Source organism: Sphingopyxis sp. LC81 (assembly GCF_000756375.1).
GTDB lineage: Bacteria > Pseudomonadota > Alphaproteobacteria > Sphingomonadales > Sphingomonadaceae > Sphingopyxis.
The window spans coordinates 173,184-198,526 of the sequence record NZ_JNFD01000011.1 but is presented as its reverse complement, the minus strand read 5'-3'; the positions used below and the strand labels follow the sequence as shown (position 1 = coordinate 198,526).

General features: G+C 65.4%; 29 protein-coding genes. 15 read left to right on the top strand and 14 right to left on the bottom strand.

The features are described 5' to 3' along the window. The first annotated feature begins 285 nt into the window (after positions 1–285). From FG91_RS07120 to FG91_RS07095, 6 genes are all read left to right on the top strand, one after another. On the top strand, positions 286–3,069 hold the full coding sequence (locus tag FG91_RS07120) for a helicase-related protein (RefSeq protein ID WP_037513735.1): 2,784 nt from the start codon (positions 286–288) through the stop codon (positions 3,067–3,069). After that, complete coding sequence (locus FG91_RS07115; RefSeq protein ID WP_037513621.1) at positions 3,069–3,428, top strand: RNA-binding S4 domain-containing protein; 360 nt, start codon at positions 3,069–3,071, stop codon at positions 3,426–3,428. Before FG91_RS07120 ends, FG91_RS07115 begins: the two co-directional genes overlap by 1 nt. Positions 3,429–3,543: 115 nt before the next feature. Further along, on the top strand, positions 3,544–3,882 hold the full coding sequence (fdxA, locus tag FG91_RS07110; protein WP_037513620.1) for a ferredoxin FdxA: 339 nt from the start codon (positions 3,544–3,546) through the stop codon (positions 3,880–3,882). A 154-nt stretch (positions 3,883–4,036) separates the two neighbouring features. Beyond that, entirely contained in the window at positions 4,037–4,687 is a 651-nt protein-coding gene (gene clpP / locus FG91_RS07105) for an ATP-dependent Clp endopeptidase proteolytic subunit ClpP (RefSeq protein ID WP_037513619.1), read from the top strand. A 169-nt stretch (positions 4,688–4,856) separates the two neighbouring features. After that, positions 4,857–6,128: an ATP-dependent Clp protease ATP-binding subunit ClpX gene (clpX, locus tag FG91_RS07100; protein ID WP_037513618.1), complete on the top strand. Its 1,272-nt coding sequence runs from the start codon at positions 4,857–4,859 to the stop codon at positions 6,126–6,128. Positions 6,129–6,399: 271 nt separating this feature from the next. Continuing rightward, the gene (locus tag FG91_RS07095; RefSeq protein ID WP_037513617.1) at positions 6,400–9,054 is read left to right on the top strand and encodes a TonB-dependent receptor; all 2,655 of its coding nucleotides are present in this window, start codon (positions 6,400–6,402) and stop codon (positions 9,052–9,054) included. 99 nt (positions 9,055–9,153) lie between these two features. On the opposite strand, the gene FG91_RS07090 is transcribed toward FG91_RS07095, so the two are convergent. The 10 genes from FG91_RS07090 to FG91_RS21985 form a co-directional block, all read right to left on the bottom strand. Continuing rightward, complete coding sequence (locus FG91_RS07090; RefSeq protein WP_037513616.1) at positions 9,154–9,564, bottom strand: SufE family protein; 411 nt, start codon at positions 9,562–9,564, stop codon at positions 9,154–9,156. A 130-nt stretch (positions 9,565–9,694) separates the two neighbouring features. Then, the gene (locus FG91_RS07085; RefSeq protein WP_037513615.1) at positions 9,695–9,943 is read right to left on the bottom strand and encodes a hypothetical protein; all 249 of its coding nucleotides are present in this window, start codon (positions 9,941–9,943) and stop codon (positions 9,695–9,697) included. Between the two features lie 23 nt (positions 9,944–9,966). Next, positions 9,967–10,230 (bottom strand): hypothetical protein, encoded by a 264-nt coding sequence (locus FG91_RS07080; RefSeq protein WP_037513614.1) that lies wholly within the window; start codon positions 10,228–10,230, stop codon positions 9,967–9,969. Between the two features lie 31 nt (positions 10,231–10,261). After that, entirely contained in the window at positions 10,262–10,525 is a 264-nt protein-coding gene (locus FG91_RS07075) for a hypothetical protein (RefSeq protein WP_037513613.1), read from the bottom strand. Between the two features lie 23 nt (positions 10,526–10,548). Then, entirely contained in the window at positions 10,549–10,866 is a 318-nt protein-coding gene (locus FG91_RS07070) for a hypothetical protein (RefSeq protein WP_037513612.1), read from the bottom strand. 13 nt (positions 10,867–10,879) lie between these two features. Next, positions 10,880–11,179, bottom strand: a complete 300-nt coding sequence (locus FG91_RS07065) for a hypothetical protein (RefSeq protein WP_037513611.1) — start codon at positions 11,177–11,179, stop codon at positions 10,880–10,882. Positions 11,180–11,209: 30 nt separating this feature from the next. Then, complete coding sequence (gene pspC, locus FG91_RS07060) at positions 11,210–11,590, bottom strand: envelope stress response membrane protein PspC (RefSeq protein ID WP_037513610.1); 381 nt, start codon at positions 11,588–11,590, stop codon at positions 11,210–11,212. Position 11,591: 1 nt separating this feature from the next. Then, entirely contained in the window at positions 11,592–11,870 is a 279-nt protein-coding gene (gene pspB, locus FG91_RS07055) for an envelope stress response membrane protein PspB (RefSeq protein ID WP_037513609.1), read from the bottom strand. 12 nt (positions 11,871–11,882) lie between these two features. Next, complete coding sequence (gene pspA, locus FG91_RS07050) at positions 11,883–12,545, bottom strand: phage shock protein PspA (RefSeq protein ID WP_037513608.1); 663 nt, start codon at positions 12,543–12,545, stop codon at positions 11,883–11,885. Positions 12,546–12,656: 111 nt separating this feature from the next. Further along, the gene (locus FG91_RS21985) at positions 12,657–12,827 is read right to left on the bottom strand and encodes a hypothetical protein (protein WP_156419602.1); all 171 of its coding nucleotides are present in this window, start codon (positions 12,825–12,827) and stop codon (positions 12,657–12,659) included. A 179-nt stretch (positions 12,828–13,006) separates the two neighbouring features. Between FG91_RS21985 and pspF the strand changes: the two genes are divergently transcribed. Beyond that, a complete protein-coding gene (gene pspF / locus FG91_RS07045; protein WP_037513607.1) occupies positions 13,007–14,038 on the top strand; it encodes a phage shock protein operon transcriptional activator in 1,032 nt (343 codons plus the stop codon). A 90-nt stretch (positions 14,039–14,128) separates the two neighbouring features. On the opposite strand, the gene FG91_RS07040 is transcribed toward pspF, so the two are convergent. After that, the gene (locus FG91_RS07040) at positions 14,129–14,638 is read right to left on the bottom strand and encodes a hypothetical protein (protein ID WP_037513606.1); all 510 of its coding nucleotides are present in this window, start codon (positions 14,636–14,638) and stop codon (positions 14,129–14,131) included. Positions 14,639–14,866: 228 nt separating this feature from the next. Between FG91_RS07040 and rplU the strand changes: the two genes are divergently transcribed. From rplU to FG91_RS07025, 3 genes are all read left to right on the top strand, one after another. After that, on the top strand, positions 14,867–15,346 hold the full coding sequence (gene rplU / locus FG91_RS07035) for a 50S ribosomal protein L21 (protein WP_037513605.1): 480 nt from the start codon (positions 14,867–14,869) through the stop codon (positions 15,344–15,346). Positions 15,347–15,398: 52 nt separating this feature from the next. Then, positions 15,399–15,668: a 50S ribosomal protein L27 gene (rpmA, locus tag FG91_RS07030; RefSeq protein WP_037513604.1), complete on the top strand. Its 270-nt coding sequence runs from the start codon at positions 15,399–15,401 to the stop codon at positions 15,666–15,668. A gap of 240 nt (positions 15,669–15,908) precedes the next feature. After that, positions 15,909–16,505 (top strand): GNAT family N-acetyltransferase, encoded by a 597-nt coding sequence (locus FG91_RS07025; protein WP_037513603.1) that lies wholly within the window; start codon positions 15,909–15,911, stop codon positions 16,503–16,505. 34 nt (positions 16,506–16,539) lie between these two features. Here the strand turns inward: FG91_RS07025 and FG91_RS07020 are convergent, their stop codons facing one another. Then, positions 16,540–17,121 (bottom strand): DUF937 domain-containing protein, encoded by a 582-nt coding sequence (locus FG91_RS07020; RefSeq protein ID WP_037513602.1) that lies wholly within the window; start codon positions 17,119–17,121, stop codon positions 16,540–16,542. Between the two features lie 179 nt (positions 17,122–17,300). Between FG91_RS07020 and FG91_RS07015 the strand changes: the two genes are divergently transcribed. The 3 genes from FG91_RS07015 (at position 17,301) to FG91_RS07005 (ending at position 20,607) form a co-directional block, all read left to right on the top strand. Continuing rightward, entirely contained in the window at positions 17,301–17,699 is a 399-nt protein-coding gene (locus FG91_RS07015) for a DUF3597 domain-containing protein (RefSeq protein WP_037513601.1), read from the top strand. Positions 17,700–17,824: 125 nt separating this feature from the next. After that, a complete protein-coding gene (locus tag FG91_RS07010) occupies positions 17,825–19,669 on the top strand; it encodes a DUF885 domain-containing protein (RefSeq protein WP_037513600.1) in 1,845 nt (614 codons plus the stop codon). Positions 19,670–19,680: 11 nt separating this feature from the next. Next, positions 19,681–20,607 (top strand): DUF2268 domain-containing putative Zn-dependent protease, encoded by a 927-nt coding sequence (locus tag FG91_RS07005; protein WP_235211973.1) that lies wholly within the window; start codon positions 19,681–19,683, stop codon positions 20,605–20,607. Here FG91_RS07005 and FG91_RS07000 read toward each other — a convergent pair. Together FG91_RS07000 and FG91_RS06995 are read right to left on the bottom strand one after the other, a co-directional pair. Further along, a complete protein-coding gene (locus FG91_RS07000) occupies positions 20,604–21,053 on the bottom strand; it encodes a hypothetical protein (protein WP_052187378.1) in 450 nt (149 codons plus the stop codon). The two genes, FG91_RS07005 and FG91_RS07000, sit on opposite strands and share 4 nt — an antisense overlap. Before the next feature lie 49 nt (positions 21,054–21,102). Further along, positions 21,103–22,704, bottom strand: coding sequence for a phosphoenolpyruvate carboxykinase (locus FG91_RS06995; RefSeq protein ID WP_037513599.1), 1,602 nt, complete (start codon positions 22,702–22,704; stop codon positions 21,103–21,105). A gap of 279 nt (positions 22,705–22,983) precedes the next feature. Here FG91_RS06995 and FG91_RS06990 point away from each other — a divergent pair, with 279 nt between their 5' ends. After that, positions 22,984–23,694: a response regulator transcription factor gene (locus FG91_RS06990; RefSeq protein ID WP_037513598.1), complete on the top strand. Its 711-nt coding sequence runs from the start codon at positions 22,984–22,986 to the stop codon at positions 23,692–23,694. Then, a complete protein-coding gene (locus FG91_RS06985) occupies positions 23,660–25,291 on the top strand; it encodes an ATP-binding protein (RefSeq protein ID WP_037513596.1) in 1,632 nt (543 codons plus the stop codon). Before FG91_RS06990 ends, FG91_RS06985 begins: the two co-directional genes overlap by 35 nt. Positions 25,292–25,343 lie beyond the last annotated feature (52 nt).

The following is a 25,343-nucleotide window of genomic DNA, read 5'->3' as shown; positions in this document are numbered from 1 at the left end:
TGCCGGACATCCCCGCGATGGGTTCGTGACGCTGAAACAAATTTCGGACCCCCGCTCGGCCAGCCTCGCATATCCCCGGCTGCCGAATGATGTTTTCGAGGCATTGTCTGTAAAGAAAGGTCGTTAAAGTCAATTTAATGGCGGATTTGCCACGGCGCGTTGCGGCAAGGCGTGGCGGGGCCGGGATATTATGCAACAGTGTGGAAAAAATCGGCCTCTACCCTTCCTTTCGAAGATCGGCTGTTGCGCGCGGACCTTGCGCATGCCAGCTTGGCGGCCAAGAAAATGACGTCATCCTCCTCCCAGCCGGTCAAGGCTGTCCTTGGCCCCACCAACACCGGCAAAACCCATTTGGCGGTCGAGCGCCTGACGGCCCATTCGAGCGGCATGATCGGCTTTCCGCTGCGCTTGCTGGCGCGCGAAGTTTACGACCGCGTCGTTGCGATCAAGGGGCCAGCGCAGGTGGGACTCGTCACCGGCGAGGAGCGAATCCTGCCGCCCGATGCGCGCTACCTGCTCGGCACGATGGAAGCGCTGCCGGTCGAGCGCGATGTCGCCTTTGTCGGGATCGACGAGGCGCAGCTTGGCGCCGATCCCGAGCGCGGGCATGTCTTCACCGACCGGCTGCTGCGCGCGCGCGGGCGCGAGGAAACGATGATCCTCGGCTCGGCGAGCATCCGCGGGCTGGTCAAGGGGCTGGTGCCCGAGGCCGAGATCATCACCCGGCCGCGCTTTTCGACCTTGAGCTACGCCGGGTCGTCGAAGCTCTCGCGCCTGCCCAAACGCTCGGCGATCGTCGCCTTCTCGGCCGAGGAAGTCTATGCGATCGCCGAAATGCTGCGCCGCTTTTCGGGCGGCGCCGCGGTCGTGATGGGGGCACTCAGCCCCAAGACGCGCAATGCGCAGGTCGCGATGTTCGAGGCGGGCGAGGTCGACTATCTCGTCGCGACCGACGCGATCGGCATGGGGCTCAACCTCGACGTCCAGCATGTCGCCTTCGCTTCCTTGCAGAAATTCGACGGGCGGCGCCTCCGCCGCCTGACGGTTTCGGAAATGGCGCAGATCGCGGGGCGCGCCGGGCGCCACCAGCAGGACGGCGGCTTTGGCACCGTCGGCCTGCCGCAGGGCGGCTTCACCCCCGAAGAAATCCACGCGATCGAGGGGCATCATTTCCCGCCGCTCGCGAGCCTGTTCTGGCGCAACCCGACCCCGGGCTTCGGCTCGCTCGACCAGCTTTTGTCCGACCTCGCGCAGCCGCCGGACCAGCCGATGCTGCGTGCCGCGCCCGAGGCGGTCGACATCGCGGTGCTCAAGCATCTGGCGGGCGACATGGAAGTGCGTGCACGCGGCGGCGATTTCGACGCGGTGCAGCGCCTGTGGGACGTCTGCGGCCTCCCCGACTTCGAACAATTGGGCGCCGAACACCATAGCCGCACGGTGTTCAAGCTGTGGCAATGGCGCACGAGCGGCGACGGGATGATCGACCCCGACTGGTTCGCGCGCCGCCTCGCGCGGCTCAATGATGTCGAGGGCGATATCGACCAGCTCGCGAGCCGCATCGCCGCGGTGCGCACGCTCTGCTTCATCGCGCAGCGCGGCGACTGGATCGCGGGCGCGGCGGGGTGGACCGAGCAGACGCAGGCGCTCGAATCGCGTCTGTCCGATGCGCTGCACGCCGCGCTCGCACAGCGTTTCGTCGACCGGCGGCTGGCGCTGCTACTGCGCGACGCGGGGCAGCGCAATGCCGCGCTGCCCGTCGCGGTCGGCGTCGACGGCACCGTCGCGGTCGACGGCGAGGCGATCGGCACGCTGAAAGGATTCCAGTTCAAGGTCGATCCGGTCGCCAAGGCGAGCGACCACCGCATGCTGCTCGCGGCGGCCGAAAAGCATCTGCGCGCCGAACTCGCGCGCCGCGCGACCGCGCTCGCCGAGGGCGACGACAGCGCCTTGTCGCTGATCGCCGAACCGGGGACCGCGCCGCGCCTCGCCTGGCATGGCCACGCGATCGCGACGCTTGCGCGCGGGCCGACGCTCGTCCAGCCGGCGATCCAGGTCGACCCGTCGCTGCGGCGGCTCGAACCGCATCAGGTGCAGGCGATTTCCGAACGGCTCCAGCGCTTCGTCGCCGCGCAACTCGCGCGTCATGCCGGGCCGCTCGCCGCGATGGGCGAGGCGGCGGGCGACCTGTTCACCCCGCCGCGCGTGCGCGCGCTGCTCGCGGCGCTCACCGACAATAGCGGAACGATCGGGCGTGCTGCGGTCGAGGATCAGCTCAATGCCCTCACCCCCGAGGAGCGTCCGCAGCTGCGCAAGCTCGGCTTCACCATCGGCTCGCTCGACCTCTTCCACCCGCTGCTGCTCAAGCCCGAGGCGGTGCGCTGGCGCGCGGCGCTGATGGCGGCACAGCAGGGCGCGCCGGTTCCCGCGCTGCCGCCGCACGGCGCGGTGCTGCAAAAGGCGGGCAGTCATGCGGGGCTGGTCATCGCGGGGTTCCGCCGCTGTTCGTCGGGCTGGCTGCGCATCGACATGGCCGAAAAGCTCGCGCGCCAGGCGCATGCCGCGCGGATGCAGGCGTCGGCACCGCCGACCGCGCCGCTCGCCGGCCGCGACGATCATCATGACGATCATGCGAGTGACGAGCATGAGGGGGTCAGCGCCGCGCCGCCGCCCGGCTTTATCATCGACCCCGCGCTCGCGACCTCGCTCGGGCTCGACGAGGAGACGCGCCGCGCGCTGCTCGGCAGCTTCGGTTTCCGCAGCATTGGCGAACCCGCGCTGCAGCGCTGGCGCTGGTTGGGGCTGCGCAAGGCGGCCGAAAAGCGCCCGCGCCGCAAACCGCATCCGCGGCGCAAGAGTGTCGATGCGCCGCCACGCGCCGGGAACGGCGAAACAAGGCGCCCGCCGACGCACCAGGCGAAAGGCAAGCGCGGCAAGCCCGACAAGCCCCGCGTCGACGCCCCACGCCCGCCGCGCCCTGACCGCCCCGAGCGGCAGCCCCGTCGCGGCCCGTCGCCGAACAGCCCCTTCGCCGGCCTCGCCGCACTCCTTGCGGACGCACGCAAAGACTGATGGCAAGCCCGGGCGCCGCAGGAAGCATCAGGCTGGACAAGCTGCTGTGGTTCCTGCGCCTCGCCCGTTCGCGCAGCATCGCGCAGGCGATGGTCGAGGCGGGGCATATCAGGCTCGACGGGCGGCGCATCACGCGTTCGTCGTGCGCGGTCCACGCCGGGTCGACGCTCGTTCTGCCGGTCGGCGAGCGGATCGAGGTGATCCGCCTGCTTTCGCTTCCCTTGCGCCGTGGCCCCGCACCCGAGGCGCAAGCCTGTTATCAGCGGCTTGATCCCGGGGCGTTGCCGCCCGAACAATCGGCTATCGGCGCCGATGGAAATGCTTTGCACCCGCCGCATCCCGATCGTCCTATTCAGTGAGAGTGATTCGCAACTGTCGCTTAGCGTTGACGCACCGCCTTCACGCGGCATAGAGGCGAGCCCATATGGAGAGCCTGACGGCCCGATTGCCGTCATCTGAGGGAGCCGAAAGCCCATGACCTATGTCGTCACCGATGCCTGCGTCCGGTGCAAATATATGGACTGTGTCGAGGTGTGCCCCGTCGACTGTTTCTATGAGGGCGAGAATATGCTCGTCATCAATCCGAACGAATGCATCGACTGCGGCGTGTGCGAACCCGAATGCCCGGCCGAGGCGATCCTGCCCGACACCGAGAGCGGCTTGGAAAAGTGGCTCGAAGTGAACAGCAAGTTCAGCGCCGAATGGCCGAACATCACGGTCAAGAAGGAAACCCCCGCCGACGCCGACGAATTCAAGGGCGTCGAGAACAAGTTCGAGACGCTCTTCTCGCCCGAACCCGGCGAGGGCGACTGAGGCGAAACCAGATAATCCGGACGGGGCGGGACTTTCCCGCCCCTTCTTTTTGCCCCCTTGAAAGACCTCCGCTTGGCGACGATGTAGGATCATGGAGGGGCAGCCCGCCGGATTCTCCGGCGCGGCATCCCGATAACATAAGGACGAATTCCCAATGATCGACCCGCTCGCAGCCCTTGTTCCCGTTGTCGTCGAGCAGACGAGCCGCGGCGAACGCAGCTTCGACATTTTCTCGCGCCTGCTGCGCGAACGGATCGTCTTCGTCACCGGCGAGGTCGAGGACCAGATGGCCTCGCTGATCGTCGCCCAGCTGTTGTTCCTCGAATCGGAGAATCCGAAGAAGGACATCTATATGTACATCAACTCGCCCGGCGGAGTCGTCACGGCGGGCATGGCGATCCACGACACGATGCAGTACATCCGCCCGCGCGTCGGCACGGTGTGCATCGGCCAGGCGGCGTCGATGGGCAGCTTCCTGCTCGCCGCGGGCGAGCCCGGCATGCGCGTCGCGCTGTCGAATGCCCGCGTGATGATCCACCAGCCCTCGGGCGGCGCGCGCGGCATGGCGTCGGACATCGAAATCCAGGCGCGCGAAATCCTGCGCATCCGCAAGCGGATGAACGACCTGTATGTGAAATACACCGGCAAGCCGCTGAAAGAGATCGAAAAAGCGATGGACCGCGACACGTTCCTGGAGGCCGACGAGGCGAAGGCATTCGGCCTGGTCGACCAGGTGTTCGACCGCCGTCCGGGCCTGCCCGGCGACGACGCGCCGAAGGATGTGAGCGAAGGCCCGACGCCCTGATCGTCAGGCTGGCAACACACCGGTAACCGCGTTTCTTGACGTCCGCTTGGCGCCTTGGCGCTAGGCAGGACATTGAACCCGTGTCACCCAATTGCCATATTGTAATTGGGTGACCGGGGACTAGGATAAAGACGGCAGCGCCCCTTTTGGGCCCGCCATAGGAAGTTTTATGACGAAATTGAGTGGCTCGGACAGCAAGAGCACCCTTTACTGCTCCTTCTGCGGCAAGTCGCAGCACGAAGTCCGCAAGCTGATTGCCGGGCCGACCGTGTTCATCTGCGACGAATGCGTCGAGCTGTGCAACGACATCATCCGCGAAGAGATCAAGGGCGGGATCGCCGCGCGCAAGGATGGCGCGGTGCCGACGCCGCTGGAAATCTGCCAGCATCTCGACGCCTATGTCATCGGCCAGAACACCGCCAAGCGCGTGCTGTCGGTCGCGGTGCACAATCACTACAAGCGCCTCGCGAACAGCGGCCGCGGCGACGACGTCGAACTCGCGAAGTCGAACATCCTGCTCGTCGGCCCGACGGGCAGCGGCAAGACTTTGCTCGCGCAGACGCTCGCGCGCTTCCTCGACGTGCCCTTCACGATGGCCGATGCGACGACGCTGACCGAAGCCGGCTATGTCGGCGAGGATGTCGAGAATATCATCCTCAAGCTGCTGCAGTCGTCCGACTATAATGTCGAAAAGGCGCAGCGCGGCATCGTCTATATCGACGAAATCGATAAAATCTCGCGCAAGGCCGAGAATCCCTCGATCACGCGCGACGTGTCGGGCGAAGGCGTGCAGCAGGCTTTGCTCAAGCTGATGGAAGGCACGACCGCGAGCGTTCCGCCGCAGGGCGGGCGCAAGCATCCGCAGCAGGAATTCCTGCAGGTCGACACGACGAACATCCTGTTCATCGCGGGCGGCGCGTTCAGCGGCCTCGAAAAGATCATCGGCGACCGCCTGCAAGGCAAGTCGATCGGTTTCGGCGCGCATGTCGCGGGCCCCGACGAGCGCCGCATGGGCGAAGTGCTGAAAAATATCGAGCCCGAGGATCTGCTGAAGTTCGGCCTGATCCCCGAATTCGTCGGCCGCCTGCCGGTCATCGCGACGCTCGAGGATCTCGACATCGACGCGCTGGTCAAGATTTTGGGCGAGCCCAAGAACGCGCTGGTAAAGCAGTATCGCAAGCTCTTCGATCTCGAGGAGGTCGTGCTGACCTTTACCGACGATGCGCTGATCGCGGTCGCCAAGAAGGCGATCGAACGCAAGACCGGCGCGCGCGGGCTGCGCTCGATCGTCGAGGCGATCCTGCTCGACACGATGTTCGACCTGCCCGACCTCACCGACGTGGTCGAGATCGTCGTCGACAAGGATGTCGTCGAAGGCCGCAAGGATCCGGTGCGCGTCTATGCCGACAAGGCGAAGGAAGCCGCGGGCGACGCCGCCTGAGTCGCACATGGGGCGCCCTTCGGGGCGCCCTTTTATGTTGCATTGCAGCAACAGTTTTAGGAAAAAACGCACTGGCGCCTGTGGATAATTCCGGGCGCATGACGGAAATTCGCGCTTTTTTCACCCTCCTGTGAACCGCGCGCCCCTCCCCGCTTGCACTGTCACAATTGCTGTCACAATCGTGCCACATGCGGGCTTCAGGGGCGCTCGCAGGTCAGGCGCGCCCCATTCGGGCGCCTGCCGAACGTACCACCATAGGGGACATCCAGTAATGAAATTCCGTCACACGCTCGCTGCCAGCGTTGCGCTGATTCCGGTCGCGCTGCTTTCCACGCCCGCCTTCGCCCAGTCGACCGGCTCGGTCGATTTCGACGAGGAAATCGTCGTCACCGGTTCGTCCTCGACCGACGTCGCCGGCATCGCATCGCCCGACACGTCGAAGGCCAAGTCGGTCCTGAACCAGGAAATCATCTCGCGCCAGAACCCCGGCCAGACGATCCTCGACACGATCAACCTGATCCCGGGCGTCAACTTCACCAACAACGACGCCTATGGCTCGTCGGGCGGCCAGCTGACGATCCGTGGTTTCTCGGAAGACCGCATCAGCCTGACCTTCGACGGCGTGCCGCTCAACGATTCGGGCAACTATGCCGTCTATTCGAACCAGCAGCTCGATCCCGAGCTGATCGAACAGGTCAACGTCAACCTCGGCTCGACCGACGTCGACAGCCCGACCGCCGCGGCCTCGGGTTCGACGGTCAACTATCGCACCATCGTTCCGACCGAAGATTTCGGCGTCCGGGTGTCGGGTTCGGCGGGCGAGTTCAAATTCTTCCGCCTCTTCGGCCTCGTCAACACCGGCGCTTTCACGCCGTTCGGCACGCGCGCCTTCCTCTCGGCCTCGTCGACCTCGAACGACAACCCGTTCAACAACTATGGCCGCGTCCGCAAGAAGCAGTTCAACGCGCGTCTCTATCAGCCGATCGGCAGCGACGGCGACTTCGTGTCGGTTGCCGGCCATTATAACGAGAACCGCACCAACTTCTTCGGCTCGGTGCCGCTGCGCCTCGACGCCAACCGCGTCGTCGGTTCGGGTTCGGGCAACCGCTTCCCGTTCAACAACGACGAGCGCGAATATAACATCAACTATCCGTGCCAGACCGACGCACCGAGCGCCGGCGCGCAGGACGTGACCAACACCTGCGGCACCGAATTCGACCGTCGTTACAACCCGTCGAACACCGGCAACATCCGCGGTTCGTCGAAGTTCACGCTGGCCGAAGGCGTCGTCCTGACCATCGACCCCAGCTATCAATATGTGAAGGCGAACGGCGGCGGCACCGTCACCGGCCGCGAAGGCTTCCGTACGATCGGCGGCGTCAACTACACCGGCTTCATCGGCGGCAACTATTATTTCGGCCGTGACCTCAACGGCGACGGCGATGTGCTCGACACCTGCCGCACCGGCGGCACCGCCGGCCAGGCATGCAGCTCGACCGCGTCGGCGACCAACGTCCCCTTCGCCGGTGTGACGCTGCTGGCGCCAAGCCAGACGCAGACGCACCGTTATGGCGTGATCGCCAACCTGCGCTGGGACATCGCCGAAGGCCACACGGTCCGCGCCGGCTTCACCTATGACCGTGCGCGTCACCGTCAGACCGGCGAACTGATGCCGGTTCAGTTCAACGGCGAACCCTTCGACGTGTTCCCCGTCAACGATCCGCTGTTCGACGCCAACGGCGTCGCCGTGCAGAAGCGTAACCGCCTGTCCTACGCCATCCTGACGCAGGTTTCGGGTGAATATCGCGGCGAGTTCCTCGACGGCAACCTCGTCACCACGCTCGGTATCCGTGCGCCTTTCTTCAAGCGCGACCTGAACAACTATTGCTTCACGACCAACGAATCGGGCAACCTCGACTGCCTCAGCGAAGCACAGAGCGTCCCCTATCAGGCCGCCAACCCGACGGTTCAGGGTCCGCAGCAGCGCGTGCTGAAGTATGACGACATCCTGCCGAACGTCGGCCTGGTGTACAAGTTCGGCACCCGCACCTCGGTGTTCGCCAACTATTCGAAGGGTCTGCAGGTTCCGGGCACCGACTCGCTGTACAACTCCTTCTTCTTCGCGCCGAACACGCCGTCGGCCAAGCCGAACCCCGAAACGTCGGATAACTTCGACCTGGGCGTTCGTTACCGGTCGAGCCAGATCCAGGCGCAGGTTTCGGGCTGGTTCACCAAGTATAACGATCGCCTGGCCTCGGCCTATGATCCCGACACCGATCGCAACGTCTATCGCAACCTCGGCCGCGTCGACAAATATGGTATCGACGGCAGCGTCGCCTATTCGCCGATCCCCGAAGTGTCGCTCTATGTCTTCGGTTCGTGGATGAAGTCGAAGATCAAGGACGACATCCAGGCCGGCGAATGCACCCAGGCGCAGGTCACCGGCAATCTGGCAGGCTGCACCACGGTCGGCCAGCCGATCTTCGTCGCGACCGCCGGCAACCGCGAATCGGGCGCTCCGAAGTATACCTTCGGCGGTTCGGCCCGCGGCACGCTGGGCCCGGTCGAACTCGGCATCACCGCCAAGCGTTCGAGCGGCCGGTACATCTATGACACGAACCTGCCGGTCATGGGCGGCACCGCCGCCGCGCCGACGGTCCTCTATCCGGCCCAGACCAACGCCTATTGGCTGGTCAACCTCGACGCCCGCCTGGGCCTCGAATGGGCGGGTCTGGGCGACAAGACCTTCTTCCAGCTCAACGTCTACAACCTGTTCGACACGCTTTATGTCGGCAAGTACACGTCGGGCCTGAACCAGGGCAACGTCCTCGGCGCCGGCACCTTCCTCGGCGCGCCGGGTTCGGTTCCGAACGTCCAGATCGGCGCGCCGCGCACGATCAGCGGCACGATCACCGTCGCTTTCTAAGCGTAGGGACGGACACAGAAAGGGGCGTGGGAGGCAACTCCCGCGCCCTTTTTCTTTGGGTCAGCGAATGCGAAGGCCGCGCCGCACGGCGCCGGAAAATCAGCCCGCGGCAATCCGCCGCGCGGTGGCCTGCACCAGCGCGATCATGTTGGGGACGCCCTGCGTCCGGTTCGACGACAGCTGGCGCGTGAGGTCGAAGGGGGCGAGCGCCGCCGCGACGTCCATGTCGGCGACTTCGGCCGCGGGTTTGTCCTGCACCGCCGAAAGCACGAGCGCGACGATCCCCTTGGTGATCGCGGCGTTGCTGTCGGCGAGGAAATGGAGCTGGCCATCGTCGCGCGGCACGGGATAGACCCAGACGCTGGCCGAACAACCGCGCACCATTGTCGCGTCGGTCTTGAGCGCGTCGGGCATCGGCTCGAGCGTCCGGCCGAGGTCGATCAGCAGACGATAGCGATCGTCGCCGTCGAGAAAATCATATTCGTCGAAGATGTCGGTCAGGCTGCGCATGGCCGCGCCACTCGCATAGATGGCGCCAAGTTGAAAGAGCCCTGAAACGACATCGGCCCGCTCCCCTGTCAGCCGCCGGACGGATGGCGACTGACAGGGGAGCGGGCCGGTGCCGCGCGGGTTGGCGTGATTAGAGGTCGACCCCCGCCGCGATGGCTTCGAGCTTGCGCAGCCGTTCCTTGAGGTCGGCGATCTCGATCCGCGACCCCGCGTGCGGGACGCCCGGATCCTGCGCCAGCGGCGCGTGGTGGCCCGCGGCGAGTTCGTCGCGCTTGAGCTGGATCCAGTCGCGCCAGCCGCGCAGCGCGACCAGGCTGACGATGCTCAGCGCGGTGAGCGCGATGGCCGCAGCGGTAAGGTCGGGGGTGATGAAAGCCATGAGCGTTGCTCCTTTTCCGGCATTCAGATTTTGCTGTTGTCGCGCAATTTCTCGATTTCCTGATCGAGCGTGACCGCGCGGTTGTGATCGGTGGCGATGCGTTCGAGCACCTGGATCCGCTCTTTGAGCGCGCGGATTTCGGCTTGCAGCGCCTTGGTCTCGCCATTGTCGGTGGCGACGAAATATTCGCCGCCCTTGTGATCGCGGCGGATGCCGTGCTTGGCGCGAATAATGCTGCCGATGGTCACGATCAGGACGATGCCGACAACCATTTCAAACGGGCCCATGGGGAGGTTCCTTTCCGTATATCTTTGTTTTTTAGTTCAGCGGGGCGTCGCGCAGTTTTTCGATCTCGTCGGCGACATCAATTCCCTTGTCGGTAACGATGCGCTCGAGAACGCGGACGCGCGCCTCCAGCCGTTCGGTTTGCGCCGCATATTGCGCGGCCTTTTCGGCGGTTTCGTGCGTGATCGCCTGGAACTGCTTTTCCTTGAATTTCAAGGTCCGCTCATAAGCGGCATAGCCGATGGCCAAGGTGACGGGCAGTCCGACGACGATGGCGAGAATGAAGATGACTTCCATGTTCGTTCCTCTCAGTTCGGCGCTTAGTTCGAGGGGCGCCGCAGCGCTTCGATCTCGTGGCTCAGCCGGTGGCTCTCGTCGGTGACGATGCGCTCGATCACCGCGAGGCGATCCTTCACCGAACCGAGTTCGGCGCGCAGCTGGGCATTTTCCTGGCTGATCAGCTTGACGCGTTCCATCGCCTCGTCGCTGGTCTTGGGGTAAACCGCCTTGCCCCAGCTGTTTTCGAGCGGATAGCCGTTCTTGACGCGGAGCCAGGTGGTGAAGACCCAGCCTGCGACCCCGGCCAGGCCGACAACGGCGACCACGGGGGCGATGGCGTTCAGAAGGTCGAGTTCCATTGCTTCTATCCTCTCAGCGCAGGCGGTCGATCTGGCTGGCGAGCTCCGCCGCCTGACCATTATTTTCGGTCGCGATGCGTTCGAGCACCGAAATCCGCTCTTCCAGCCGGCTGACCTGCCCCGCCAGCTTGGCGTTGTCATCGGTCAGCAGGGCGATTTTTCGATCAGCGTCGGGGTCGGTTCGATGAACCGTGCCGCCCCATTCATTCTCAACGGGATAGCCGTGCTTGGCGCGGATCCAGGTGGTGAACATCCAGCCGCCGATCGACAATGCGATGATGGCGAGGACAAAAGTGGTGCCACCGAAATTCATGTATCTTCCTCCCTGTTTGCCCCAGTTCGCTCAGCGCAGTGCGTCGATCTCGTCGGCAAGGCGGCGGTTGTGGCTGGTGTAATATTGCTCGATGTCGGCAAGCCGGCGGTCGATGTCGCGGAAGCGCGACTTGATGTCGCGGGTCGATGCGGTCGGGTTGCTACGCACACCCTGCCAGAATTTCGCTTCCTCGGTCGAACCATAGAGCGCGAACGGTTTCGGCGTGCCCATCCAGGCGACCATCCAGTAAGCGATCAGCGTCCAGGGGAAGCCGCCCATCAGGGTCAGGAGGACCGCGCCGACGCGAACCCAGAGGACGTCGATCCCGCTATAGTCCGCGATTCCCGAGCACACGCCGCTCCATTTGGCGTTCTGTTTGTCGAGGTAGAATTTTGTGCGGCTGGCAGACATCTCAGTTCCTCCGGTTCGTATGGTTTTCGAGTTGCGCCAGCTCTTCATCGCTGCGTACCGCGGGGCGGAAGTCGGGATGGTCGGCGCTGATGATGCGTTCGACGGTGTGCAGGCGGTTTTCGAGCCGCCGTGCGGTATCATAGAGTTCGTCGAGCAGCTGTTCGTCTTCTCCGGTCAGCGTCTTGGCCTGTTTCCACTTCGTGATGTAGTGGAGGATCAGCCAGGGCAGACCGAGGAAGAGGGTTCCGATGACGATCGGGACGATGATGATCTCTTCCATCGGTCCGGCTCCTTACTGCTTGCCCTGCGCGGCCTTCAGCGCGGCGAGTTCGTCGGCAACCTTATCGGCGGCCTGCAGTTCGGCGATCTCTTCGTCGAGCGACTTCTTGTAACCGAGGCTGAGCGCATCGGCGCGGCCTTCGGCTTCGTCGACGCGGCGTTCGAGGATCTCGAAGCGCGAGAAGGCGTCTTCGACCCGGTCGCCGTTGGTCATCTCGCGCAGCTTGTAGCGATTCTCGGCGCTTTCAAGGCGGTTGACGACGCTCGACTGGCGCGCGCGGGCTTCCGAAAGCTTCTTCTGCAGCTTGGCGATGTCGGCCTCGTAACCGGTCAGCGCGTCGTCGAGGACGGCGATCTCGGCCTTGAGCTTCTCGGCCATGTCGCCGGCCTTCTGTTTTTCGACAAGCGCGGCGGTGGCGAGGTCTTCGCGGTCCTTCGACAGCGCGAGTTCGGCCTTTTCCTTCCAGCTGTCCTGCAGGCTTTCGAGCTTGGCGATGTGGCGGCGCATTTCCTTCTGGTCCGCGATCGTGCGGGCGGCGGAGGCGCGAACTTCGACGAGCGTTTCGTTCATCTCGAAGATGATCTGGCGGATCATCTTTTCGGGGTCTTCGGCCCGGTCAAGCAGGTCGGTGACATTGGCGGCGATGATGTCGCGGGTTCGTGAAAAAATACCCATTTTGAAACTCCTGTCGAAAATCTTGAGACCCGGTATTTTTTTGGGTGTCGTTGGAAAAAAGCTGGTGCCGGGGCGGGGCAAGGGGGGAGAGTGCCCCGGCACCAGTGCCGGTCAGGCCAAAGCGCTGACCGCCGGGGACATGACAGCGGCAACCAGCGGGCCGGCGGGGGTGCCGGTGACGCTGGCGGCAACCTGGGGCTGGTCGATCACACCGACGAGGATGGCAAGCGCTCCGACCGCGCTGAGCGCGAAAGTGGCGGCCTGGGCAAACATCGTTTTCATGGATCAACCTTCCCTGTAGTTTTCGCTGCACCGGTGCGATCTGCGCCGGTTCGTCTGAAACAATGCATAGGGCGTGCCAATTGCGCGCACCCACGGAAAACCGCCGAAATTCACGCCAGAATCGCACCCCCAATCGATTTGACTTGCCAATGAGCGGGAAAATTTGCCAATGATTGGGAATGGAACGCGAGACCCAATTTATCGGCCAATCGGCGGCGTTTCAGGACGCGGTCGAACGCGCGAGCCTCGCGGCCTCGCTCGACCGCCCGGTGCTGGTGATCGGCGAGCGCGGCACCGGCAAGGAACTGATCGCCGAGCGCCTCCACCGCCTGTCGACGCGCTGGGATCGCCCCTATGTGATCATGAACTGCGCCGCGATGCCCGAGACGCTGATCGAGTCCGAATTGTTCGGGCACGAGGCGGGCGCCTTCACCGGCGCGACGCGCACCCGCGCGGGGCGGTTCGAGGAGGCCGACGGCGGCACTTTGTTCCTCGACGAACTCGCGACGATGTCGATGGGCGCGCAGGAGCGGCTGCTCCGCGCGGTCGAATATGGCGAGGTCACGCGCGTTGGATCGTCGCGCCCGATCCGCGTCGACGTGCGCATCGTCGCGGCGACCAACGAGCATCTGCCCGCGCTCGCCGAGGATAATCGTTTCCGCGCCGACCTGCTCGATCGGCTGTCGTTCGAGGTCATCACCCTGCCCCCGCTGCGCGCGCGCGAAGGCGACATCGAGGTGCTCGCAGAATATTTCGGGCAGCGCATGGCGGCGGTGCTCGGCTGGGACGAATGGCCGGGTTTCGGCCCGCGCGCGCTCGCGGCGATGGAGGGGCACGACTGGCCGGGCAATGTCCGCGAACTGAGGAACGTGATCGAGCGCGCGATCTATCGCTGGGCCGACGCCGAAAAGCCCGTCGACGCGCTGAGCTTCGACCCTTTTGCGAGCCCGTGGCAGCCGGTATCGCGCAAGGTCCCCGCACGGCCCGAGGCGTCCGCCCCGGCGCCGGCGCACGACGCCGCGCAAACCGCCGCCGCCCCGCCCTCCGGCCCGGTCAGCGATCTGCGCGCGGCGGTCGACGCTTATGAAAAGCAGATTTTGTCCGACACGATGGCGCGCTGCCGCTTCAACCAGAAGGTCGCGGCCGAGGCGCTGGGATTGAGTTACGACCAGATTCGCCACGCGCTGAAAAAGCACGGATTGAATCAGTAGCACGCGAACGTCGTCCCAGCGAAAGCTGGGACCGCCATCGTCCTTTATGGGCGCCAGAGATCCCAGCTTTCGCTGGGATGACGGTGTAACCTATTGCCCCGGCAACTGCGCGCTTAACGCTTCCAGCACCGCATCCTGCGTCGAGGCCAGATCGGCGAGCCGGTCGCGCAGTGCATAGATGTCGGGAAGCCCGTCGATCTGCTCGTCGACGCTGCGCTCGACATAGAGGCGATCGATATCGGCGAGCGCCGCGGGGAGCGGCGCGCGTGCTGCGGCGAGACGCGAGATCGCCTGTTGCGCGACGACCCAGCGTTCGCTGGCGACGGGCGCGCCCGCGGCCGCCGAAACCGCCGACGCGGTCGCAGATCGTTCGGCGGCGAAGGCCTGCTGGCCGGCGGCACCATCCGATTCCCAGCGCTGAAGCCGTCCGGCAACGTCGGTGGGCAGCGGCCCCGGGGGCGCGACGACGACCGCGGGGGGCGCGACATCGAATCGCCCCTCTACCGCGCGCTTCGCCAGCGAGGGCCCGTCGTTGGCCTGCGTCGCGGCGCAAGCCGGCAGCGACAGGAGCAGCGGAGCAAAAAGAAAGGCGCGCGTCATCGCCGCCCCTGATATGGGCGCACCGACGGCGCAGCAAGCACCGAATCGGCGGCGCGCGCGATAATCGGTGCAGCCCCGCGCTTTTGGATGAAAAGCACGGGATTTGGCGGTTGACAGCGACGGCTTGGCTCGCTAGTGGCGCTGACTTTCCCGCATGCCGGAAAAATCGCCTGCTTTGGCGGGTGACTGGCAGCGTGGGTGTTTTAGTTTCTGATTGGATGGAAGACCATGTTCGCAATCGTGCGCACGGGCGGCAAGCAGTATCGCGTCGCCGCTGGAGACAAGATCGCCGTTGAAAAGATCGACGGCGAAGCTGGCGACACCGTGTCGCTGGGCGACATCCTGCTGGCCGGTGACGGCGGCGAAGTGAAGAGCGCCGACGGCCTCGTCGTTTCGGCCGAGATCATCGCCCAGACGCGCGGCGAAAAGGTCATCGTCTTCAAGAAGCGCCGCCGGCACAACTACCGTCGCCGCAACGGTCACCGCCAGTCGCTGACGCTGCTGCGCATCCTCGCCGTCGGCGATGCCAAGAAGGCCGCGCCGAAGAAGGAAGCCGCTCCGAAGGCAGAGGCCGCTCCGGCCGCCGAAGCCAAGGCTGCTGCGCCCGCCAAGGAAGCCGCGCCCAAGAAGGCCGCTGCTCCCAAGGCTGAAGCCGCCGCCGAAAAGAAGCCCGCTGCCAAGAAGGCAGCCCCCAAGAAGGAAGCCTGAGCGCGGCAACGCCGCTCGGCCTCTCGAACGAACGAATTAAGGAGCATCAGTCATGGCACATAAGAAAGCAGGCGGTTCTTCGCGCAACGGTCGCGACTCAGCCGGCCGCCGCCTTGGCGTGAAGAAGTTCGGCGGTCAGGAAGTGATCGGCGGCAACATTATCGTGCGTCAGCGCGGCACCAAGGTTTACCCGGGTGTCAACGTTGGCATGGGCAAGGACCACACGCTGTTCGCAACCGCCGACGGCCAAGTCCGATTCCACGATGGCAAGCTTGGCCGCAAATATGTGTCGGTCGACGCCATGGCGGAAGCCGCCGAATAAGGACGATCTTCCAGGGTCGTCCACCAAGGGATGACCCGGAACGGTCCTTTCCGCCTCCAGCGGAAACAAAGTTCGAAAAGAGGGAGACGGGTCACCCCCGTACTCCCTTTTTTCTTGTCCAAAATCCGTCACTTGTGACGATCGGGCGTGAAAACGGGGCCATCCATCTCCCTCCATATCGAATGTCGTCAAAGCGTCACCATCTGGCGCCAAGGCGACAGGCATTGGGAGTTTGAAAAGATGTTCGCGCGTACCGAAAGACTGTTGCTGCGGCCCGGCTGGCAGGAAGACGCCCCGGCGCTCGCCCGGGCGATCGGCGAGGAAGCGGTGGTCCGCAATCTCGCGACCGCACCCTGGCCCTATGGCGAAGAAGAAGCCCAGAAGTTCCTGAGCCTTCCCGTCGATCCCGACCAGCCGCGTTTCCTGATCTTTGCCCGCACCGGCGGCGCACCGCGCCTCGTCGGCGGCTGCGGCATTTCGCCGAGCCCCGAGGGCGACCTCGAAATGGGTTACTGGATCGCGCGGCCCTATTGGGGCCTGGGATTCGCGACCGAGGCGGGGCGCCAGCTCATCCATATCGCGCGCGCGATGAACCTGCCGAAACTGTCGGCGGGCCACTTCCTCGACAATCCGGCGTCGGGTGCGGTGTTGCGCAAGCTCGGGTTTAAGCCCACCGGCCAGGTCGCGCAGCGCTATAGCCTGGCGCGCGGCGGCGAGGCGGCGTGTGCGCTGTTCGAAGAAGGCGACGCCGATGCCGATGCTGTCGTCACCCCGATGCGAAGCCGCATCGGGGTGGACGAGGATTTCCGTGAGGAATTGCGCCTGATGGCGGCGTGAAGGCTCCCCTCCCGCTTGCGGGAGGGGGCGTCACTTATCCACGCATCTTGTTGACCATGCCCATGATGTCGTCGAGCGGATTGCCGTCGCCGTCCATGTCGAGCATCTTGCCCAAACCGCCGAGGCCGCCCGCCGCGGGCGCCGCACCGCCGCCCATCGCGCCGCCGAGCACATTGCCGAGCATGCCTCCAAGCCCGCCGCTCTCGCTGCCCTGCCCGCCCTGCTTCGCCATATAGCCTGCCGCCATCATCGCGAGCATCGGCAGCATCTGCTTGAGAATCCCCGAATCGATCCCGGTCTGCGCCGCGGCCTGTCCGGCGACGGTGCGGCTGACATCCTTCGATCCGAAAATCTGGCCGAGCACATCATTGCCCTGTTCGACCGGGGTCGTCTGCGGTCCGAGCACCGAGTCGAGTAGGCCGCCGCCGCCCAGCTGGCCGAGCAGCCCGCCGAGGCCTTCGACGCCGCCGCCCGATTGCGCCTGTTTCTTGAACCCGCCGAGAATCGCGGGAAGCAGCGCGTCGGCGCCCTGTTTTGCCATCGCGGGCGGAATGCCCAGCTGGTTCGCCATCGATTCGATGCCGCCGGCCTGCGCCAAAATATCGGTGAGATTCATGTCATCATACTCCCGCTTCGGCGCAGATCGGACACCGCACCGATTGGAATGAGTATAGCAGCGCGCCGGCGAAGGACGAGTCGGTCTTTTGACTGTCATTCTCAAATGCATAGTCCTAGCTTGCGATTGTTCGACTCGCCTCTTCCGGGTTGAGCCGCTTTTCTAGTGGGAGCTACACAATGAGCATTTTCGGCAAGATCAAGGACGCCATCTTCGGCAAGAAGGCCGTCGCCGCAGAACCCGCCGCCCCGGCAGCCCCCAACCCCGTCGGCTCCGCACTCGACGCCGCGACGCAAGCCATGGCAGCGGCCGCCGCCGCGCCGGTCGATGTCGATGCGATCCTCACCGCCGAGGCCGCCAAGGCCGGGCAGGATCTCAACTGGCGCACGTCGATCGTCGACCTGATGAAGCTGCTCGGGATCGATTCGAGTCTCGCCAACCGCAAGGAACTCGCGCAGGAACTCGGCTACACCGGCGAGCTCGACGGCAGCGCCGAAATGAACATCTGGCTGCACAAGGCGGTGATGCGCGAGCTCGCGGCGAACGGCGGCAAGGTGCCCGCCGACCTTACCGACTGATAGACGGCCGATAATTTTCGACGAGGGGTCGGGAAGGCAGAGGCTTTCCCGGCCCCTTTTCGTTGACCCGCGCGCGCCCGCGCCTAGACAGGTTTCACAAGAAACAAGTCGCCAGGGAGCCGTCCGTGTCCAATCCGCTTTCCACCCCCGTCAGCCGCCGCCAGACGCTCGCCACGCTCGGTGCGGGCACCGCGGGACTTGCTCTCGTCGGCCCCGCAGCCGCGCTGCAGTCGCCACCGAAGTCAGGCGCCCAGAAACTGCTCGATTCGGTCGCCGACAATCTCCTCGCGCTGTCGCCCGAAGGCGCGACCTCGCTCGGCATCGACACCGGCGCGCGCGCCGCGATGCGCGGGCGTCTCGGCGACCGGTCGGCCGCGGGACAGAAAGCCGTCGCCGACACGCTGAAGGCCGACCTCGCGCGCGTGCGCGCGTTCGACAAGGCCGGGCTCGACCACAGCACGCGCACCAGCCTTGCGGTCGTCGAAAGCGCCTATGGCGTCGCGCTCGACGGTTTTGCCCTGCCCTATGGCGATGTCGCGGTCGGCGGCTGGCGCAACACGCCCTATGTCGTGATCCAGAATGTCGGCGCCTATCTCGACGTCCCCAAATTCCTCGATAGCGACCATCCGGTGAAGAATGCCGCCGACGCCGAAGCCTATCTGTCGCGCCTCAATGCTTTTCCCGGCGCGCTCGACGGCGAAACCGACCGGCTGAAGGCCGCGGGCGGACAGGGGCTGGTCGCCCCCGCCTTCCTGATCGACAAGGCGGTGAAGCAGATGGAGGCGAGCCTCGCCGATGCCAAGGCGGGCGGCTCGATGGTCGAAAGCCTCGTCCGCCGCACCGGCGCGGCGAAGGTCGCGGGCGACTGGAGCGCGCGCTCGGCGAAGATCGTCCAGGGTCCCGTCGCGGCGGCGCTTGAACGCCAGCTCGCCGCGATGAAGGCGCAGCGCGCGAAGGCGACGATGGACGCGGGCATGTGGGCACGGCCGGGCGGCGACGAATGGTATGCGTGGGGGCTCCGCGCCTCGACGACCACGCGCATGACGCCCGACGAAATCCACGCGATGGGCCGCGAAGAACTCGCCGAACTCCACGGCCGCATGGACCCGATCCTCAAGAAACTCGGCTATACCCAAGGCTCGGTCGGCGACCGGATGAACGCGCTCGCCAAGGACCCGCGCTTTAAATTCCCCGACAATGATGCCGGCCGCGCCGAAATCCACGCCTATATCCAGACCTGGCTCGGCAAGATCCGCGCCGAGTTGCCGCGCGCCTTCCGCACGCTGGTGAAGGGCAATGTCGAGGTGAAGCGCCTGCCGCTCGCCGAGGAACCCGGCGCGCCCGCGGCCTATGGCGGCGCGGGGTCGATCGATGGCAGCGTTCCGGGCAAATTCTGGATCAACCTGCGCACCACCGAGCTCCACAGCAAATATTCTCTCCCCGACCTCACGATGCACGAGGCGATTCCGGGCCATGTGTGGCAGGGCGAATATGCCAACCAGATGCCGCTGATCCGTACGATGCTGGCGTTCAACGCCTATTCGGAAGGGTGGGCGCTGTACGCCGAACAGCTCGCCGATGAGCTTGGCCTTTATGACGATTTCGAGGTCGGGCGTTTGGGCTACCTCCAGTCGCTGGCGTTCCGCGCCTGCCGCCTCGTCGTCGACACCGGCCTCCACGCGAAACGCTGGACGCGCGAGCAGGGAGTCGAATTCTTCGTCAAGGAGAATGGATCGAACCCGCTCGAGGTCGCGAGCGAGGTCGACCGTTATTGCAGCTGGGCCGGACAGGCGTGCGGCTACAAGGTCGGGCATAGCGAGATCGTCCGCCAGCGCGGGCTCGCGCAAAAGGCGCTCGGCGCAAAATATGACCTCCGCGATTTCGACAATGTCGTCGTCGAGGGCGGCAATGTCCCGCTCGACGTGCTGGCGCAAAATGTCGCGGCCTATGTGGCGGAGAAGAAGGCGTGACGGTGCGGCGCATGATGCAAAGCCTGTTCGGCGTGGCGCTGCTCGCGGCGATTCCGGGGCAGGCATCCGAATCGGCCCCGCCGCACGGCGGCGCGCGCGTGGCCATCGTGACGAGCGACATCGATCGCTTTTACGCGCTTTATGATGACCCCGCACTCGCAAGTCAGCCCGATGTGGTGGCGACGCGCTATCTCGCCGCCCCCACGCCGGGACTGGCGGAATTCATGGTGATGCGCCGGATCACCCCCGAAAAGCTCGCTGTCGCGCTGCGCGACAAACGCCAGGTCTTTGACGACGCGCGCGGTTGCGCGACCAAGCTTCCCGATGTTCGCACCCGCCTCGTCGCCGCGACCGATCGCCTCGCCCGGCTTTATCCCGCGGCGAAATTCCCGCCGATCACCATCGCCATCGGCCGCGCCACGACGGCGGGGACCGCCAATGCGAAGGGGCTTTATATCGGCCTCGAAGCCCTGTGCGCCGCAAAATTCATCGAAGCCGACGACGAGGACCGCTTCGTCCATGTCATCGCGCATGAATATGTCCACGCGCAGCAGCCGATCGCGCAAATCGAGGATCGCGAAGAATCGGTGCTGCGCGCCGCGCTCGTCGAAGGCGCCGCCGAATTTGTCGCCGAACAGATGTCGGGTTCGGTCGGCTATCCGCTGCTCCATCAATGGGCCAAGGGGCGCGAGAAGGAGCTGGAGACGGCCTTTCTTGCCGAAAAGGACGGCAAGGCGATGGGGTCGCGCTGGCTCTACAACCAGCGAGGCACCGACGGATGGCCCGGCGACCTTGGCTATTGGGTCGGCTATCGCGTGGCGAAAAGCTACTACGACCGGACCCCAGACAAGGCCGCGGCGATCAAGGCGATTATCGAGATGCGCGATCCCGCCGCCTTCCTCGCGGAGAGCGGCTGGACGCCCGGAATGAAGCTTTAGGAGGGCAGCGGCGCCAGATCGGGTTCGACGAACGCGCGCCGCGCCGCGACCGAGAAGAGCAGCTCACGGCTGTAAAAGCGCAGCGGCCAGTCGCGGCGGCCCACGTCGGAGCGTAGCAGCGCGTTGACGCGCGCCGCGAGCCCGGTCTCCGCCGTCTCCGACAGGAACAGGCGCACGCCTGCGACATAGGCGCGGGTAATGCTATCGTGATAGCCGCCATGGTCGTCGTTCACGCCGCCGACGCTTTCGTTGAAGCGGCGGATGATGGTGGCGATCTCGGCATCGATATCGACGTCGGGTCGCTCGGTCAGCAGCCAGAGGCACGCGCCGAGATGCGCCTCGTGCGTCCACGCTTCGCGCGGTAGCGCGCACGCCAGCAGGCCCTCGCCGAGCATGCGGATTTCGTCGTCGCGCGCGAACAGGCGCGGTTTATATTCGGTGGTCATGGGTCCGGTCCTTCCGGGTGATCTGCCACCCGGAAGATATCCGGGTCAATTATGCTGCGACGGCGGCCTGCGGTGCGGCCTGGCGGACGCCTTCGTCGACATGGTCCGCAAATTGCGCGAAATTGTCGATGAATTGTCCGACGAGCACCTGCGCCGTGCGGTCATAGGCCGCCTTGTCGGCCCACGCTTCGCGCGGATCGAGCAGGCCGCTGTCGACGCCCGGAACCGCGACGGGGACCATGAAACCGAAATTCGGGTCCTTGCGGAATTCGGCGTCATTGAGGCTGCCGTCGAGCGCGGCGTTGAGCAGCGCGCGCGTCGCCTTGATCGGCATGCGCTTGATCCCGTCCATCGTCGCCATGCCGCCGGTCCAGCCGGTGTTGACGAGCCAGCACTGGACGCCGCCCTTGGCGATGCGCTCCTTGAGCAGATTGCCGTACACCGACGGGTGACGCGGCATGAACGGCGCGCCGAAGCAGGTCGAGAAGGTCGCCTCGGGCTCGGTCACGCCGATCTCGGTCCCCGCAACGCGCGCGGTATAGCCCGAGAGGAAATGATACATCGCCTGATCGGGGGTCAGCTTCGCGATCGGGGGCAGCACGCCGTAGGCGTCGGCGGTGAGCATGATCACCGTCTTGGGCACCGGACCCATATTATGCTCCGACGTGTTCGGAATGAAATCGATCGGGTACGAACCGCGGCTGTTCTCGGCGAGGCTGTTGTCGTCGAAATCGAGCTCGCGCGTTTGCGCGTCGATCACGACATTTTCGAGCACGGTGCCGAAGCGCTTCGTCGTCGCGAAAATCTCGGGCTCGGCCTCGGGCGAGAGGCGGATCATCTTCGCATAGCAGCCGCCCTCGAAGTTGAAGACCGCGGTGTCCGACCAGCCATGCTCGTCGTCGCCGATCAGCGTGCGCGAGGCATCGGCCGAGAGCGTCGTCTTGCCGGTGCCCGACAGGCCGAAGAAGACCGCGGTATCGCCCTTGGGTCCGATGTTCGCCGAACAGTGCATCGGCATCACGCCATCGACGGGGAGCAGATAGTTGAGAATGCCGAACACCGACTTCTTCATCTCGCCGGCATAAGCGGTGCCGCCGATCAGGATCAGCTTTTCGGTGAAATTGACCGCGACGACGGTTTCGGTGCGCGTGCCGTGCTTCGCGGGATCGGCGCGGAAGCTCGGCAGGTCGATGATCGTATATTCGCTCGCGAACGCCGCCAGCTCCTCGGCCGTCGGGCGGACGAGAAGCGTGCGGATGAACTGGCTGTGCCAGGCGAATTCGGTGACGACCTGGACCGCAACGCGATGCTCGGGCTGCGAGCCGCCGAACAGCTGCTGGCGATAGAGGCGCGGGCGCTCGGCGAGGTGCGCGAAGAAGTCGGCCTTCAAGGCCGCGAAATGATCGGGGGTCATCGGGACATTGGTCTTGCCCCACCAGATCGTGTCGGCGGTCTCGGCGTCCTGGACGATGAACTTGTCCTTGGCGCTGCGCCCGGTGTGCTTGCCGGTTTCGACGACCAGCGGGCCGTCCTTGGCGAGCAGGCCTTCGCCATGGCGCACGGCATCCTCGATCAGCGCCGGGGTGCCCCAGTTTTCGGCGACCTCCGCCTTCGTCTCGACGGTGTTCGCGCCGATCAATATCTTGGTCATCTGCCTTCGCCTTTCCTTGTCCGGCGGCGTCGTTGCATACCTATGCAATGCTTAGCGCACTAATGGGTTGGCCCGCATTTGCATGGGTGCCGACGTGACCGCCGATTCCGAAATCCCGGCCGCGTTAGCTCGCTTGGCGGGGGAGGTCAAAAGATTAAAGCGGGGCCGCGCCGCACTTGCGACGAACGCGCAAAGCGGGAAACCGGTGACCATGCGCGCGGTTGTCGCTGCGCCCCGGATAGGCTAATCGCTTGTCCGGGCCCGCCCAACGGAAAGAGCATGACGGCAACTATCGCGCTGGTCGACGACGACCGCAACATTCTGCAATCCCTTTCCATCGCGCTGCAGGCCGAGGGTTTCGTGACGCGCGTCTATTCGGACGGCGAAGCGGCGCTGAAGCCGCTCATCGACAATCCGCCCGACCTTGCGGTGTTCGACGTCAAGATGCCGCGCATGGACGGGCTCGAACTGCTGCGCCGCTTGCGCGAAAAGAGCCAGCTTCCGGTCATTTTCCTGACCAGCAAGGATGACGAGATCGACGAGGCGCTGGGACTGGCGATGGGCGCCGACGATTATATCGCCAAACCCTTTTCGCAGCGCTTAGTGATCGCGCGCATTCGCGCCATATTGCGCCGCGTCGAGCTCAACAAAAGCGCGGCCGAAGAGGGCGACGAGCCTGTCGCCGAACCGATCACCCGCGGCCGGCTGAGCATGGACCCGGCGCGCCACAAGGTCGCATGGGACGGCAAGGACGTCACGCTGACGGTCACCGAATTCCTGATCCTCGAAACGCTGGCCAGCCGCCCCGGCATCGTGCGCAGCCGCAACCAGTTGATGGACGCCGCCTATCAGGACGACGTCTATATCGACGACCGCACGATCGACAGCCACATCAAGCGCCTGCGCCGCAAGTTCCGCGAGGTCGATCCCGAATTCGACGCGATCGCCACCCTCTATGGCGCGGGGTATCGCTTTGCCGATGAAAGCTGACGCGAACAAGCCCGACGGCAGCGTCGCCGAGCAGGAGGAATCGCCGCTCGTCTGGTCGGCGCGCTGGTCGCTGACGACGCGCATCCTTGCGGTGAACATCCTCGCAATCGCGCTGCTCGCAGGCGGCTTCTATTATCTCGACACCTACCGCAGCCGCCTGGTCGATACGCGCATCGAGGTGATGAAGGACCAGCTCGCGATGCTCGACAGCGCGCTCGAGGCGGCACGCCCCGAGGAGCGGACGCGGCTGATCGAAGAATTTGCTACGGCGACCGAATCGCGGCTGCGTTTCTATGCCCCCGACGGCCGGCGCATCTCCGACAGTTTCCAGAACGGTCCGCCGACCTATACGCTGCGCGATCCCGATCTCCAGCCATGGAAACGCGATGCCGCGCGCGCGATGGACCGCGGTATCGACTGGGTCGTCGGCGCGCCGACCTATCCCGATTTCGAGGAACCCCGCGTCGACCGGGCGCAGTCCTGGCCCGAAGTCGTCGAGGCCCAGACCGGCGGGGTCGCCGCGAGCCGCTTCCGCTTTGCCCCCGAACGCACCCCGCTGCTCAGCGCCGCGCGCGTCGTCGACCTAGAGACGCCGCAGACGGTGCTGATGACGCTCAACGCGCGCGACATCACGCGCACCGTGCGCGCCGAGCGGTTCCGCATCGCGGTCGTCGTCGCGATGGTGCTGATGGCTTCGGTGCTGCTCTCGCTGTTCCTCGCGCGCACGATCGTCCGCCCCTTGCGCCGCCTCGCGCGCGCCGCGGTGCGCGTCCGGCTCGGCCGCGCACGCGAAGTCGTCGTCCCGCGCCTGCCGAGCCGCCGCGACGAGATCGGCACGCTCGCGCGCGCGCTCAGCGACATGACGCAAGCGCTGCGCGAACGCATCGACGCGGGCGAGCATTTTGCCGCCGACGTGACGCACGAACTCAAGAATCCGATCGCCTCGGTCCGTTCGGCAATCGAGGGGCTGGGGCGCGTCAAGACCGACGAGCAGCGCGCGCAATTGCTTGCCATCGCCGACGAGGACGTCCGCCGGCTCGACCGGCTGGTCAATGACATTAGCGAGGCGAGCCGCGTCGACGCGCAATTGTCGCGCACTTTGTTCGAACCGATCGATGTCGGCATCATGATCGAATCGATGCTCGCGGCGCGCGCGGCGCGCGTTGATGCGAATGTGCCGCAGCCGCGCGTCGCCTTCGCGCGCCCGCGCAAAGGCACGACGGTCGTGATGGGCGACGGCCACCGGCTCGAACGCGCGATCGACAATGTGATCGACAATGCGATCAGCTTTTCGCCCGACGCCGGGCTCGTGTGCGTCTCGGCAACGCGCCTCGGCGACGAGGTTCACATCAAGGTTGACGATGATGGCCCCGGGATCGACCCCGCGCAGCGCGACGCCATTTTCCGCCGTTTTCACAGCGAACGCCCCACCGGCGAAGCCTTTGGCCGCCACAGCGGGCTGGGTCTCGCGATCGCGCGGACGATCGTCGAGGGGCATAGCGGGACGATCAGCGCCAAGGATCGCGACGACGGCAAACCCGGCGCGAGCCTGCTCATCACCCTCCCCGCGCGCGAAGGCGGGCACGCGGCAGGCTGACGCCGTCATCCTATCGCCTTGCGGCACCGCATCGTCGCCGGTAAGCCATGCG

Coding starts and splice junctions, on each gene's coding strand:
- FG91_RS06995 (WP_037513599.1), bottom strand. CDS start 22,704: ATGACCAAGATATTGATCGGCGCGAACACCGTCGAGACGAAGGCGGAG.
- FG91_RS07075 (WP_037513613.1), bottom strand. CDS start 10,525: ATGGAAGTCATCTTCATTCTCGCCATCGTCGTCGGACTGCCCGTCACC.
- FG91_RS06990 (WP_037513598.1), top strand. CDS start 22,984: ATGACGGCAACTATCGCGCTGGTCGACGACGACCGCAACATTCTGCAA.
- FG91_RS07040 (WP_037513606.1), bottom strand. CDS start 14,638: ATGACGCGCGCCTTTCTTTTTGCTCCGCTGCTCCTGTCGCTGCCGGCT.
- rplU (WP_037513605.1), top strand. CDS start 14,867: ATGTTCGCAATCGTGCGCACGGGCGGCAAGCAGTATCGCGTCGCCGCT.
- pspB (WP_037513609.1), bottom strand. CDS start 11,870: ATGGAAGAGATCATCATCGTCCCGATCGTCATCGGAACCCTCTTCCTC.
- FG91_RS07015 (WP_037513601.1), top strand. CDS start 17,301: ATGAGCATTTTCGGCAAGATCAAGGACGCCATCTTCGGCAAGAAGGCC.
- pspA (WP_037513608.1), bottom strand. CDS start 12,545: ATGGGTATTTTTTCACGAACCCGCGACATCATCGCCGCCAATGTCACC.
- clpX (WP_037513618.1), top strand. CDS start 4,857: ATGACGAAATTGAGTGGCTCGGACAGCAAGAGCACCCTTTACTGCTCC.
- FG91_RS07120 (WP_037513735.1), top strand. CDS start 286: ATGACGTCATCCTCCTCCCAGCCGGTCAAGGCTGTCCTTGGCCCCACC.
- rpmA (WP_037513604.1), top strand. CDS start 15,399: ATGGCACATAAGAAAGCAGGCGGTTCTTCGCGCAACGGTCGCGACTCA.
- FG91_RS07005 (WP_235211973.1), top strand. CDS start 19,681: ATGATGCAAAGCCTGTTCGGCGTGGCGCTGCTCGCGGCGATTCCGGGG.
- FG91_RS07000 (WP_052187378.1), bottom strand. CDS start 21,053: ATGACCACCGAATATAAACCGCGCCTGTTCGCGCGCGACGACGAAATC.
- FG91_RS07095 (WP_037513617.1), top strand. CDS start 6,400: ATGAAATTCCGTCACACGCTCGCTGCCAGCGTTGCGCTGATTCCGGTC.
- fdxA (WP_037513620.1), top strand. CDS start 3,544: ATGACCTATGTCGTCACCGATGCCTGCGTCCGGTGCAAATATATGGAC.
- FG91_RS07025 (WP_037513603.1), top strand. CDS start 15,909: ATGTTCGCGCGTACCGAAAGACTGTTGCTGCGGCCCGGCTGGCAGGAA.
- FG91_RS07020 (WP_037513602.1), bottom strand. CDS start 17,121: ATGAATCTCACCGATATTTTGGCGCAGGCCGGCGGCATCGAATCGATG.
- FG91_RS06985 (WP_037513596.1), top strand. CDS start 23,660: ATGGCGCGGGGTATCGCTTTGCCGATGAAAGCTGACGCGAACAAGCCC.
- pspC (WP_037513610.1), bottom strand. CDS start 11,590: ATGTCTGCCAGCCGCACAAAATTCTACCTCGACAAACAGAACGCCAAA.
- FG91_RS07080 (WP_037513614.1), bottom strand. CDS start 10,230: ATGGGCCCGTTTGAAATGGTTGTCGGCATCGTCCTGATCGTGACCATC.
- FG91_RS07115 (WP_037513621.1), top strand. CDS start 3,069: ATGGCAAGCCCGGGCGCCGCAGGAAGCATCAGGCTGGACAAGCTGCTG.
- FG91_RS21985 (WP_156419602.1), bottom strand. CDS start 12,827: ATGAAAACGATGTTTGCCCAGGCCGCCACTTTCGCGCTCAGCGCGGTC.
- FG91_RS07070 (WP_037513612.1), bottom strand. CDS start 10,866: ATGGAACTCGACCTTCTGAACGCCATCGCCCCCGTGGTCGCCGTTGTC.
- FG91_RS07065 (WP_037513611.1), bottom strand. CDS start 11,179: ATGAATTTCGGTGGCACCACTTTTGTCCTCGCCATCATCGCATTGTCG.
- FG91_RS07085 (WP_037513615.1), bottom strand. CDS start 9,943: ATGGCTTTCATCACCCCCGACCTTACCGCTGCGGCCATCGCGCTCACC.
- FG91_RS07090 (WP_037513616.1), bottom strand. CDS start 9,564: ATGCGCAGCCTGACCGACATCTTCGACGAATATGATTTTCTCGACGGC.
- clpP (WP_037513619.1), top strand. CDS start 4,037: ATGATCGACCCGCTCGCAGCCCTTGTTCCCGTTGTCGTCGAGCAGACG.
- pspF (WP_037513607.1), top strand. CDS start 13,007: ATGGAACGCGAGACCCAATTTATCGGCCAATCGGCGGCGTTTCAGGAC.